This window comes from Rhodomicrobium sp. (genome assembly GCF_047605405.1).
In the GTDB taxonomy this organism is placed as follows: domain Bacteria; phylum Pseudomonadota; class Alphaproteobacteria; order Rhizobiales; family Rhodomicrobiaceae; genus Rhodomicrobium; species Rhodomicrobium lacus.
Genome location: NZ_JASGFR010000041.1, coordinates 18,560 through 31,299, shown reverse-complemented (window position 1 = coordinate 31,299; position 12,740 = coordinate 18,560). Strand labels below are relative to the sequence as shown.

At 63.9% G+C, this 12,740-nt stretch carries 9 protein-coding genes; 6 read left to right on the top strand and 3 right to left on the bottom strand.

The window, feature by feature from the left end; all coding sequences use genetic code 11:
- On the bottom strand, positions 1–320 hold a 320-nt coding region (locus tag QM659_RS14375), incomplete at its 3' end, for a ZrgA family zinc uptake protein (RefSeq protein ID WP_415188935.1).
- A 133-nt stretch (positions 321–453) separates the two neighbouring features.
- Here QM659_RS14375 and QM659_RS14370 point away from each other — a divergent pair.
- Positions 454–1,185, top strand: a complete 732-nt coding sequence (locus QM659_RS14370) for a DUF1007 family protein (protein ID WP_415188934.1) — start codon at positions 454–456, stop codon at positions 1,183–1,185.
- Between the two features lie 6 nt (positions 1,186–1,191).
- On the opposite strand, the gene QM659_RS14365 is transcribed toward QM659_RS14370, so the two are convergent.
- Both QM659_RS14365 and QM659_RS14360 read right to left on the bottom strand, forming a co-directional pair.
- Positions 1,192–1,692: a hypothetical protein gene (locus QM659_RS14365; RefSeq protein WP_415188933.1), complete on the bottom strand. Its 501-nt coding sequence runs from the start codon at positions 1,690–1,692 to the stop codon at positions 1,192–1,194.
- 137 nt (positions 1,693–1,829) lie between these two features.
- Positions 1,830–2,246 (bottom strand): DUF5330 domain-containing protein, encoded by a 417-nt coding sequence (locus tag QM659_RS14360; protein WP_127075530.1) that lies wholly within the window; start codon positions 2,244–2,246, stop codon positions 1,830–1,832.
- Positions 2,247–2,473: 227 nt separating this feature from the next.
- Between QM659_RS14360 and QM659_RS14355 the strand changes: the two genes are divergently transcribed.
- The 5 genes from QM659_RS14355 (at position 2,474) to QM659_RS14335 (ending at position 12,735) form a co-directional block, all read left to right on the top strand.
- Positions 2,474–3,130 (top strand): peptidoglycan-binding domain-containing protein, encoded by a 657-nt coding sequence (locus tag QM659_RS14355; protein WP_415188932.1) that lies wholly within the window; start codon positions 2,474–2,476, stop codon positions 3,128–3,130.
- A 221-nt stretch (positions 3,131–3,351) separates the two neighbouring features.
- Positions 3,352–4,836: an efflux transporter outer membrane subunit gene (locus tag QM659_RS14350; RefSeq protein ID WP_415188931.1), complete on the top strand. Its 1,485-nt coding sequence runs from the start codon at positions 3,352–3,354 to the stop codon at positions 4,834–4,836.
- On the top strand, positions 4,833–6,125 hold the full coding sequence (locus tag QM659_RS14345; protein ID WP_415188930.1) for an efflux RND transporter periplasmic adaptor subunit: 1,293 nt from the start codon (positions 4,833–4,835) through the stop codon (positions 6,123–6,125). The genes QM659_RS14350 and QM659_RS14345 overlap by 4 nt, the downstream gene beginning before the upstream one ends.
- Positions 6,122–9,622, top strand: a complete 3,501-nt coding sequence (locus QM659_RS14340) for an efflux RND transporter permease subunit (protein WP_415188929.1) — start codon at positions 6,122–6,124, stop codon at positions 9,620–9,622. The genes QM659_RS14345 and QM659_RS14340 overlap by 4 nt, the downstream gene beginning before the upstream one ends.
- Positions 9,619–12,735: an efflux RND transporter permease subunit gene (locus QM659_RS14335; protein WP_415188928.1), complete on the top strand. Its 3,117-nt coding sequence runs from the start codon at positions 9,619–9,621 to the stop codon at positions 12,733–12,735. The genes QM659_RS14340 and QM659_RS14335 overlap by 4 nt, the downstream gene beginning before the upstream one ends.
- Positions 12,736–12,740: the final 5 nt, after the last annotated feature.

Here is a 12,740-nt window from a genome sequence, read left to right as displayed (position 1 = left end):
TTGAGATTGACCGCCACGAGGCTCTCTTTGCAGCCTGCGGCCGCGGGGGGCGTGAAAAGCTCAAGCCCTTTTTCGAGCGTATCTTTCGCCTTTTCGAGCTTGGCCTTGTCTTCCTCCGTGGTGGCTTCATGCTCGAAGCCGACGATGTCCGCGCCGGGCGCTTCGAGTTCGATCGAGAGGATATTCTTCTCGATCGCAACATTGAGCTTGCCGTGCCCGTGCACATGCACGCCGAGTTGGCGATGCTCTTCAGCCTGAGATGCTGTAAGGGCGCAGGCCGACAGGAGCGCGGCCAGAGGGATCGTTTTCAGGATTTCCATGGGAAGGTCTCGCGAGTTTTGCCGGGTAGCATAGAGCGGTACTGCCGGAAGACGCTCCGCAGGCCGCCTACGTGTAACGTTATAGTATTACATTTGTGTCGCCATTGTGGATCGACAACGCAGGCAGCGGGATTTGGCACACTTCAAAAAGCCGGAATTCCGTGCTGTTCCACAGGCGCTCGCATTTGAAAGCAAGACCATGATCCAGCGTTGGTTTTCCCGCCTCGGCCTCATCCTGTTCGCGCTTGCCGCCCAGACGGCGCTCGTCCTCGCGCATCCGCACGTGTGGGTGACAATGCACACCGAATTGCAGTTGGGACAAAACGGCGAGGTCGTCGCCTTCCGCCATAAATGGACTTTCGACCAGTTCTACACTTCCTTCGCCATTGAAGGCATGGATACGAACGGCGATGGCGTCTACAGCGAGGAGGAGTTGAAGCCGCTGGCCCAAACCAATGTCGAGGCGCTTAAGGAATTCGAATATTTCACTTACGCCTTTGTCGGCAAGACAAGGGTCGCGCTGAAGGAACCGACATCCGACTATCGGCTTGAGCACAAGGACGACATGCTGACGCTCTCCTTCACGCTGCCGCTGGAAAAACCCGTACCGCGCGAACACCTGAAGGACTTCAATTTCTCAATTTACGATCCGAGCATGTATGTCTCGCTCACCTTCGCGAAGGACGATCCGGTGAAGCTTGCCGCTCCCGCCGGAGTGAAGCCGCCCCTCTGCACGCCGCATGTGGGCGACCGCGCCGTGGGTCAGGAGAAGAAGCTGTCGCAGCTTGGCGAGAACATCGATCCGGCGAGCAACATCGGCTCGCAGTTTGCCGAGCGCGTCACGGTCCGTTGCAACCATCAATGAGCGGGTTCAGGAGCGCTCGGCTACCTTTTCCGCGAGCGCCGCGACGACGGTGAAATCCACCTCCTGATCGGGTGCAAGCTCCGCGAGCTTGTCGAGACAGGCTTGCGCGGAAGAGGCTTCGCCGCGCCGCAGATGGATGAACGCCAGCGCCTTCAACGTGTAAAGCGCAAAACGCTCCGGCCCGCCGGATGAAACGGCCCCGCGTTCCCAGGCGCGGAAGTCGTCGCTCCAGCCTGCCTGCCGCGCGGCTTCGGCAAGTCCCGCCTCGGCGACCGCCAGCGCGTTGTCGAGAAGGCCACGATAGGCATAGATCTTGTAGAGGCAATAATAGACCGGCAACTGCGCCGGATCGAGAGCCAACGCTTCGCGAAAAAGCTCCTCCGCGGCTTCCGGGTCTTTGCGGTAGGCGAGAACGCCACGTTGCAGAAGAGCGTTCGTCTCGGCGGGGATATCGCCGAAGCTCACGAGGTCTTCGCGCGCGATGGACAAGATCTTGGCGTCGGACATGGGCTTCGAGGCTCCTGCTTGCCCTTTCGGATCGAAGCAAGGAGCATGCCACGGCAACATCCTGAAATTGCGGGCATTTCATCGTGACGGGTGGAAAGCATCCTGCCAGATTGTCGCACTTCCGACAGGCAAGCGTCTCAAAGCCGGCGAGGACCGCTCGCGGCGCCTTGCGGTTCCTGCCAGGGAATATCCCGGTCCGCCGCGCGAAGGTTGTCATGCCACTTCACCACCGGCCGCGGAGCGCTGGCCGGGAGAGATTGGTCGATCGAGGGAATTTTTGCTTCGCGCACCGGTCCCTGAAGCCCCGGGTTCTGTCTCTTCTGCTCGTCGAGCCAGGCTTGCGCCGCCTGTGCGCCGCTCTTGAGCCTTGCCAGCACAAGCGTCATCGTCGCCCGGGCATCCTCGCAGACGGCTTCGTTCCGATCGCAGAAGCCCTTGACATCGGTTGCCGTCTGCTCGACCGAAGAAATATGACGTCCCGCGTCACCTCCGACGCCGGGCAGGAGCAGACACACAAGGCCAAGCCAGAAAACGAGACGCAACACGAAAAACATGACCCCTCACCCGCATCGTTTTTCCAGGTGAGACGATCGTAAGTCTCGCCCGCGAAGGAACGAGAAATGCGCGATCCTGTAGTTTAATAAATTTTTATCGAACTCTATTTGGCTGCAATTTTCGGACACTTGTTAACGACTCGGTAAGGGTCCGTTCTTAGTTTCCCCCGCCCTTCCGCTCACAAACAATCTTTCGTCAAATTGGGTTTTGTGCAATTATAACGGTCATGATCAGGTTTCGAGCACGTCTGGCCCTTTTCGCCATGATGGCGATCTTTCTTGCGACAGCGGGCAATGCGCTGTTCCTGCAGGATCGCGCGCGCCTGTTCGATCCGAACGGATTGCCCAGCACGTCCGTTTCGGTGACGCAATTCCCGCATGACAAGGCATCGCCTGTTGCTCCGGCCCTGTCCGGCGGCGACATCAAGCAGGTCTCGCTCCCCACCGTGAAGGGGCCGCGCATGCATGTCGCGCTTTATCGCGAGCTTGGACAGCGGGGCTACTCGGAGCAGTTGCAGCACGGCGAAAACGGGCTTCGGCTCGCGGTGTTGGCCTATCAGTTCGACAACGCGATGCCGCTCACCGGTGAACCGACCGAGGCGCTGCTGAAGCGCGTCCTTTTCGACACGAATCATGGGCCGCACGGCGCGTTCGCCGACCGCGCCGAACTGAATCCGAAGCTCGTCGTCGAGACGCAAAAGGCGCTTCTCGGCCTCGGCTTCTTCAGAGGGACGTTTTCAGGCCGCCTCGATGTCTGGACGTCGAACGCCATCAAGGATTTCGAGCGCCATCGCGGTATCCCCGTCACCGGTCGCCTGACGGACGAGACGCTTCTTGAACTCATCGCATTTTCAGGCCAGCCGATGCTGCCGGCAGCGGGCTGATGCTGCCGCCTCGCCTTCGCGTTGCGTTCGCATTTTCTTCCGACAACGGCGCGAGATGCGAAAAAGACACTGCATTTCAGTAAGTTGCGTATGAAGCGTTTCGATACATAATTAATGTAGCCTTTATCGCGTTACCTCGTAACAGTCTAAATTGAAAGTGTTCCGGGCTGGCGAATCTCTGGGGGCAGAGAGAGTCCGGGGCGGGCAACTTGTTGGGCACCATGCGACGCGACAACGCGCCGACAGGCGGAAAAACGCGACTTTTGCGAGGCGCGGCGGCAGCCGTGCTTATCGGCGCGCTATCGGCGGGTGGCTGTACGGGCCTCGATCCCAACGTGGCGTCACCGCAGATCGCGGTCCCGGACGCTTACAAGGGAAAGAGCGCGCGGCCGTCGCAGCACCCGGCGGGCAGCCCTTACGACTTCGCGGCGTTCCGTTCCAGGAAACTCACCGACCTGATCGCGGCAGGGCGCGGCTTCAACCTCGACATCGCCGCCGCCATCGCCCGCGTCGAGCAGGCCGAGGCGCAGGTTCGCGTCGCCAGTCAGGCGCTCATTCCCACCATTCAGGCCGATGGTAGCGGCACGCGCTCCTTCAGCCACGCAACCGGGCGCGCCGTGCGCGGCGACACGGTCGTGGGCCAGCTCGGCGCGAGCTACGAACTCGACTTCTGGGGCAAGAACCGCTCTGGCGTCGCCTCGGCCATCGCCTCGCAGGCAGCAGCCGATTACGCGGCGGCAACCGTCGCCATTACCACCGACGCGACCATCGCAACCACCTATTTCGATGCCGTCGCGACACAGAAGCAGATCGACATCGCAAAGGCGAACCTTGCCATCGCGCAAAGAACGCTCGACGCCATCGTCGCGCGCAACAAGGCGGGCACGACCTCCGGGCTCGACGTGGCGCAGCAGGAAACGCTCGTCGCCAATGTCAAGGTGACGATCCCGCCGCTTCAACGCCAGCTTGAGCAATACAAGCATGCCCTCGCGGTGCTCGTCGGCCGCGCGCCGGAGTTCTTTTCGTGGCGCGCCGACGACCTTTACGCCATCGTCGTTCCGCAGATACCGGCGGGGCTTCCCTCGGAACTGCTGTGCCGCCGTCCCGATATCGCCGACGCCGAGGCGACGCTCGCCGCCCAGCGCTTCGCGGTCTCGAAGGCGCGCGCGGCCATGTTCCCCTCGATCCAGCTTACGGGCGCGGGCGGCTTCCAGAGCGCGGCGCTGGCCTCTCTCTTCCAGCCGCAAAGCACCTTCTACAATGCGGCGGCGGGCCTGACCCAGCCGATCACGAACATGGTCGAATTGCAGGCGACGCTGGACCAGAACCGCGCCCTCTATACGGAACTCCTCGCGACCTACAAGAAGACCATCATCGCCGCTTTCCAGGATGTGGAGGACGCGCTCGTGGCTTACCGCAAGACCGCCGAACAGGAGCGGCTCCAGCGCGAGGCCGTGCAGGCCGCGCGCCGCGCCTACGAGATTTCGCAGGCGCAGCTTCAGGGCGGCATCATCGACATCACGACGCTGCTTTCGATCCAGCAAACCCTGTTTTCTGCCGAAAACAGCCTCGCGCTCGTTCGGCAGGCGCGCCTCGAAGCCGCCGTTTCGCTCTATCGCGCTCTCGGCGGCGGCTGGAGCAAGCCCGAGGGCGTAACGCTCGCTGAAGTTCCATCCCTCATCGATGTAAAAAGGGCCACGCCATGAAGAGGCTCCTGCCCTGGTTGATCTTCCTTCTGATCACGGCGTTTCTAGCGTTATTCGTTTATAGCGACCGCATCTTCGGCACGTCAGAGCGGCGCGGCGGCGCGATCGGCACGGCGGGCGGGCCTCCCGGCGGCGGACCTCCCGGTGGCGGGTTCCGTCGCGGCGATCAGGCCGTCTCCGCGACGACAAGGCCCGCGCGCCTCGAAAACGTGCCCGTCTGGCTGTCAGGCGTCGGCACGGTGCAGGCTTTCAACACGGCGACCGTCCGCGCGCAGGTTTCCGGCCGCCTCGTCGAGGTGAATTACCGCGAGGGGCAGGAAGTCAAGGCGGGCGATGTGCTCGCCCGTATCGACCCCGTCCTCTATCAGGCGGCCTATGACGAAGCCGTCGCCAAGAAGGCGCAGGACGAGGCCCTGCTCGCGAACGCGCGGCGCGACGCGGCCCGCTATTCGAGCCTCGTCGGTCAGAACTACACGTCGCAACAGCAGGCCGACACCGCGAAATCCGCCGTCCAGCAATACGAAGCGCAGGTGAAGCAGGATCAGGCCGCCATCGATACCGCGCGCGCGAATCTCGACTACACCACCATCCGCGCGCCCATCGACGGGCGCACCGGCATCCGGCAGGTCGACGCGGGCAACCTCGTCACGTCGAGCGATTCCACCGGCATCGTCGTCATCACCCAGCTTCGGCCGATTTCCATCGTGTTCACGCTGCCGGAAAGCGCCGTCTCCGACATTATCGAAGCGCATGCGAAATCGCCGCTTCCGCTTCAGGCGCAGGCCGGTGGCCGCTTGCTCGGCGAGGGCACCGTGGCCGTGATCGATAACCAGATCGACCAGACGACCGGCACCGTGAAAATAAAGGGCACATTCCCGAACGACGAAAACCGGCTTTGGCCCGGGCAGTTCGTGAACGTCAAGCTTCGGTTGAGGACGCTCGAAAATGCCGTGGTGGTTCCCTCCGCCGCCATCCAGCAGGGCGCGAACGGAGCCTTTGTGTACCGCGTCACGCCGGAGAACACGGCAAGCATCGTTTCCGTCAAGGTGGTGCAGGAAGGCGAGAAGGACGCGGTGATCGGCGAAGGCGTCGCGGCAGGCGACGTCATTGTGACAAGCGGTTTCTCGAACCTTCAGGACGGCTCGAAGCTCAAGCTCGATGGTGAGCAAGCGCCCGGCGCTGCTCCGGCCGAGAACGGCGGCGAGCGGAAGAGGGGCGAGCGTCGCGGCAAGAAAGCCGACGCCGCAAAGCCCGAAGGAGCGAAACCTGACGTCGCAGGGCGCCCATGAGCGAGCCGACGGCGGATAAGCCTGCATCGGCGGCGCACAACGCCGCTGCGGCTGAAGCCGACCACGCGCCGGGCGGCGGCGCGCCATCCGGCATTTCCGCGCCCTTCATAGCGCGTCCCATCGCAACCTCGCTTCTCGCGCTGGCGATTTTCCTCGCGAGCGCTCTCGCCTATTCGCTGCTGCCGATCTCATCGCTGCCGCAGGTGGATTTCCCCGTCATCCAGGTGACGACGCGTCTTCCCGGCGCGAACGCCGACACCATGGCGCGCCTCGTGACAGCGCCGCTCGAACGCCAGTTGGGACAGATCCCCTCGCTCGAAAACATGAGTTCGACAAGTTCGGAGGGGCTCTCGCAGATCACGCTGCGCTTCATGCTGAACCGCGATATCAATGCGGCGGGGCAGGACGTGCAGTCCGCAATCAGCGCGGCGGGCGGCTCGCTGCCGCAGAATCTCCCCTACCCCCCCGTCTACGCGAAGGTGAACCCGTCCGACCCGCCCATCGTGACCATCGCTCTCACCTCGCAAAGCGTCGCGCTCGAAAGGCTGTCGGACTTTGCCGACACGCTGCTCGCACCGAGGCTTTCGCAGGTGGCAGGCGTGGGCCGCGTGACCGTGCAGGGCAATATCCGGCCCGCAATCCGCATTCAGGCGAATCCGCTGCAACTGGCTTCGCTTGGCATCGCGCTCGAAACCATGCGCTCGGCCATCGCGAACGCCAATGTAACCGGCTCCAAAGGCCTCATCAGCGGACCGGAAAAATCCTACATCGTCGGAGCGAACGACCAGCTTGAGAGCGCGCGCGCCTATGAAGACGTGGTCGTGGCCTATCGCAACAAGGCGCCCGTGCTGCTGCGCGACGTGGCGACCGTCGTCGCCGGGCTCGAAAACGAACGCGTCGCCGCCCGCTACAACGGCACGCCCGCCGTCGTCATCGACGTGCAGCGCCAGCCGAGCGCCAACATCGTCGGCACCGTCGATGAGCTGAAAAAGATCCTGCCGAAGCTCGTCGACGCGCTCCCGGCGGGCGTCAAGCTCGATATCGTCGCCGACCGCACGGGCACGATCCGCGCGTCCGTCGAAGAGGTGCAGTTCACGCTCGTCCTCTCGGTCGCGCTCGTCGTCATGGTGGTGCTGCTGTTCCTGCGCACCTTCTCGGCCACGATCGTCGCGGGCATAACGCTGCCGCTGTCGCTGATGGCGGCGTTCGGCGTGATGTATTACGCGGGCTTTTCGCTCAACAATCTCTCGCTCATGGCGCTGACCATCGCGACGGGCTTCGTCGTCGACGACGCCATCGTCATGATCGAGAACGTGATGCGCTACATCGAGAAGGGCGAGAAACCGCTCGCGGCGGCCTACAAGGGCGCGGGCGAGATCGGCTTCACCATCGTTTCGCTGACGCTGTCGCTCATCGCCGTTTTCATTCCGCTCCTGTTCATGGAAGGGATCGTCGGGCGCCTTTTCCGCGAGTTCGCGTTGACGCTCACCGCCGCTGTCGTCACATCGATGATCGTGGCGCTGACGCTCACCCCGATGATGGCGGCCCGTCTCCTGCGCGCGCCGCGCCACGGCGAGGCCGCTCCATGGTATTCGCGCGCCTTCGAAGCGCCCTTCGACGCTCTTTTGTCGGTTTACCGCGTAACACTCGACCGGGCGCTGAACGCGCGCCGCCTCATGCTGCTGGTGGCGGCCGCAACCTTTGTGCTGACCGTCGTTCTCTATATCGCGATCCCGAAAGGCTTTCTGCCGGATCAGGACACCGGTTTCCTCACCGCCGAGACCGTGGCCGCGCCGGGCGTCTCGTTCGAGCGCATCAACGCGCTTCAGGCCGAGGTGGAACGAATCGTCCGCCGCGATCCCGACGTGCTGGGCGTGGTTTCGGTGATCGGCGTCGGCACAACGAACGCCACGCCGAATGCCGCGCATCTCGCGCTCACGCTGAAGCCCAAGAATGAGCGCAAGGCGACCGCGCCCGAAATTCTCCAGCGTCTGACGCAGGCCACCGCCGATTTTCCGGGGCTCCGCACGACTTTCCAGATCGTGCAGGACATCCAGATCGGCACGGCGCGAAGCCGCACGCAATATCAATATGTCATCGTGGGGCTCGACCGCGAGGGCTTCTCCGGCTGGGCGAAAAAACTCGAAGCCGAGTTGAGCCGCGACCGCCGCCTGATCCATGTCGCCTCCGACCTTCAGGAGGATGGCAACGCGGTCTTGATCAGGACGGACCGCGTGATAGCCGGTCGCCTCGGCGTCACCATGCAGGCGCTGAACGACACGCTCTACGACGCTTTCGGCCAGCGGCAGATTTCCACGATATACGGGCAATCGAACCAGTACCGCGTCGTGCTAGAAGTCGATCCGGCCTTCCAGACCGACACAGCCGCACTCGGCTCGATCTACGTGCCGGGTACGGCGATTTCGAATTCGACTTCGGGCAACGCCTCGACCGGAAACGCAACGGCGAGCGGCTCGACGAACGCGTCGATCACCGCGACCGCCGCGAGCGGGACCGGCGTCGGCTCGCAGGTTCCCCTGTCGTCCTTCTCGGTGATCGAGCGTGCCATTGCGCCCCTGTCCGTCAACCACGTGCAGCAATATCCGGCGGCGACCATCAGCTTCGACGTCGCGCCGGGCTTCTCGCTCGACGCCGCCGTGCAGGCCGTGACGGACGCGCAGAGCCGCATCGCGCTGCCCTCTTCCATCGTCGGCAGCTATACGGGCGCGGCGGCGGAGTTCAATGCCTCGCTCGCAAACCAGCCGCTCCTCATCCTCGCCGCCGTGGTCACGATCTACATCATCCTCGGCGTGCTTTACGAGAGCTTCATCCACCCGTTCACGATTCTGACGACGCTGCCTTCCGCCGGCATCGGCGCGCTTCTCGCGCTCGAAATCCTCGGCATGGAGTTCTCCTTCATCGCGCTGATCGGCATCATTCTTCTCATGGGCATCGTCAAGAAGAACGCGATCATCATGATCGACTTCGCGCTCGACGCGGAGCGCACGCGCGGGCTCGCGCCGTTCGAGGCGATCCGCGAGGCGTGCCTTTTGCGCTTCCGCCCGATCATGATGACGACGGTCGCGGCGCTGCTCGGCGCGCTGCCGCTCGTTATCGGAAGCGGTCCCGGCTCGGAGCTTCGCTTGCCGCTCGGCGTCACCATCATCGGCGGGCTGCTTCTTTCGCAGCTTCTTACGCTCTACACGACACCCGTGATCTATCTCGCCATGGACGGGCTGAAGCGCAGGCTCGAACGCCGCTTCGGCTTCGACGAACCGAACTACCCCCCGCCCGCGCTGAGACCGGAGCCGGGGCTGCCCGATCCCGGACCGAGAGGCGGCTCGCCGCGAGGAACCGGCGGAGGCGGCGCGGCCGTTCTGCTGCCCCTTCTCGGCACACCGCCGCTTCCAATGCTGCCGCCGCGCGCCGACTGGCTTTTGCTCCCATCGCCTGATGAGCCGCTCGCGCTGCCGCCGCCGGACAAGCCCGTGTCATGAATATTTCCGCGCCTTTCATCCGGCGGCCCATCGGCACGATTCTTCTTTCCATCGGGCTGTTTCTCGCGGGCATCGTAGCCTATTCCGCGCTGCCGGTGGCGAGCCTGCCGAATGTCGACATGCCCGCCGTGCGCGTCGGCGCGAACCTCCCCGGCGCGGACCCGGAAACCGTCGCCGCCACCATCGCCGCGCCGCTGGAGCGCCGGATCGGCGAAATCGCGGGTGTGAAGGAACTCACCTCCACGAGTTCGCTCGGCTCGACGAGCATCCAGGTCCAGTTCGACCTGTCGCGGAATGCCGACGACGCCGCGCGCGACGTTCAGGCAGCCATCAACGCCGCGCAATCGGACCTGCCCTCCACCCTGACGCGGCGCCCAACCATCCGCAAGGCGAACGCCGCCGCCGCACCCGTGATGATCATGGCGATGACTTCGCCCATCCGGCGGCCGACTGACCTTTACGACCTCGGCGATCTCATCGCCTCAACCCGCATCAGTCAGGTCAGCGGCATCGCCGAAGTGATGATCGGCGGCGCACAGACGCCCGCCGTGCGCATCGTCACCGATCCCGGCGCCCTGAAGACACGTGGCCTCAGCGCAGAGGATGTTCGCACCGCCATAACGCAGGCAAATTCGCTCGTGCCCATCGGCGTGCTCGACGGCGCGGAAAAGTCCACCATCGTCACCGTGAATGGTCAGCTCTCGAAGGCCGCCGACTACGAGCCTCTCGTCGTCAAGGTAAAGAACGGCGATGTGGTGCGCATTGGCGATGTCGCGCAGGTTTCGGACGGCACCAGCAACCGCCTGTCGGCCGGGTTCTTCAACCGCGAGAATGCGGTCATCCTCATCATCTTCAAGACGTCCGATGCGAACGTCATCGAGACCATCGACAACGTCTATGCGCTCCTGCCGGAACTGCAGCGCCTCCTGCCCGCAGACGTCAAGCTGACGGTCCTCAACGACCGCACCCAGACCATCCGCGCCAGCATCGCCGACATCCAGCATACGCTGATCGTGTGCGTGGCGCTTGTGATGCTCGTGGTCTTGCTGTTCCTGCGCCGTATCGTGCCGACACTCGCGGCGGGCGCGGCGGTGCCGCTTTCGCTCGCGGGCACGGTCGCGCTCATGTGGGCTTCGGGCTACAGCCTCGACAACATCTCGCTTCTCGCGCTGACGATCTCGGTCGGCTTCGTGGTGGACGACGCCATCGTCGTGATCGAGAATTGCTACCGGAACATGGAAGCCGGCATGAAGCCGATGCAGGCCGCGCTCGTCGGCTCTCGCCAGATCGGCTTCACCATCATCTCGATCTCGTTGTCGCTGATCGCCGCCTTCATTCCGCTCCTCTTCATGGGGGGCATGATCGGGCGGCTGTTCGGTGAGTTCGCCTGGACGCTCACCTACGCCATCCTCATCTCCGCCATCGTTTCGCTCACGCTGACGCCGATGGTGTGCGCGCGCTTCATCCGCAGCCTGCCCCGCCCGCGCGAGACGTGGCTCGACCGCCGCGTCGAACCTTTCTTCGAGTGGCTTCTGGCCCGCTACGAACGCTCGCTGACCTACGGCCTGCGCCATCGCTGGCTCATGCTCGTGGTGACGTTTGCCGCGCTCGCCTTCACGATCCAGCTTTTCATCGTGGTTCCCAAGGGGCTGATCCCCACCGGCGACACGGGGCTCATCATGGGGTTTGCGCGGGCGTCTCCCGAATCGTCATTTGAAGCGGTGGAAAAGATTCAGGAGCAGGTGACGGCCATCCTCACGCAGGATCCCGCGATCGAGGGTGTGGCGTCGTCCATCGGCGCGGGCGGCGGACCGGGATCGAGCCAGAGCAACGAAGCGCGGTTCTTCGTGTCGCTCAAGCCCATCGGGGAGCGCAAGGACTCCGCGACGGCGGTCATCAACAGGCTTCGGCCAAAGTTTGCAGCAATCAAGGGTGTCGACATCTTCATGATGCCCGGACAGGAAATCATGTTCGGCGGCCGGCAGTCGCGCTCGCAATATCAGGTGACGCTCTGGGGACCGGACCTGAAGGAAATCGCCCAGTGGCTGCCGAAGGCGCAGGCCGCGATGAAAGGCATCCCAGGCGTCATCGATGTCAATTCGGACCGCGAGGCAGGCGGCCCGCAGGTAACGGTGACCATCGACAGGGTCAAGGCAGCGAAGTTCGGCGTCTCGGTCGCAGACGTCAACGCGGCCTTGAACAATGCGTTCTCGCAGCGCGCCGTCTCCACCGTCTACAGCCTGCGCAACCAGTACAATGTCATTCTCGAAGCGGATCCTGCCATCCAGAGCAGCCTTCAGGGCCTCGAAAGCATCTATGTCAAGGGAAGCGCGAGCCAGCAGGTGCCGTTGTCGTCCGTGGCAACCATAACCATGACCCAGACGCCGCTCTCGGTGCGCCATACCGGGCAGTTTCCGTCAGCGACCGTCAGCTTCAACCTCTCGCCCGGCGTGGCGCTTGGCACGGTGGTTCCGAAAATTCTGGATGCCGGCCGCGATCTCGGCCTGCCGGAGCAACTTCACTTCGAGCTTTCCGGCGAGACGCTGGCCCAGCAGCAGCAGAGTTCGTCGACCCTGCTTCTCATCCTGGCCGCGCTCGTCACGGTCTACATCGTGCTCGGCATCCTATACGAAGACCTTGTGCATCCGCTGACGATCCTGTCGACGCTGCCTTCGGCGGGTTTCGGCGCGCTGCTCGTGATGCACGCCGCGGGCGAAACGCTGTCGATCATCTCGCTGATCGGCATCATCCTGCTCATCGGCCTTGTGAAGAAGAACGGCATCATGCTTGTCGACTTCGCGCTCGACGCGGAAAGGCGGCGCGGCCTGTCGAGCGAGGACGCGATACGCCTCGCCTGCATCGAGCGCTTCCGGCCGATCCTCATGACGACGCTCGCGGCGATGTTCGGCGCGCTGCCGCTCGTCTTCGCGTCGGGACCGGGCTCGGAGCTTCGCACGCCGCTGGGGCTCACCATCGTGGGCGGCCTCGCCGTCTCGCAGCTCCTCACGATCTACACCACGCCGGTGATCTACCTCTGGCTCGACAAGCTGCGCTGGCGGAAGCGGCGGGCGGCGCGCGCAGCGAAAACCGCCGCACAGCCGGAAGCGGTGTGACGCTT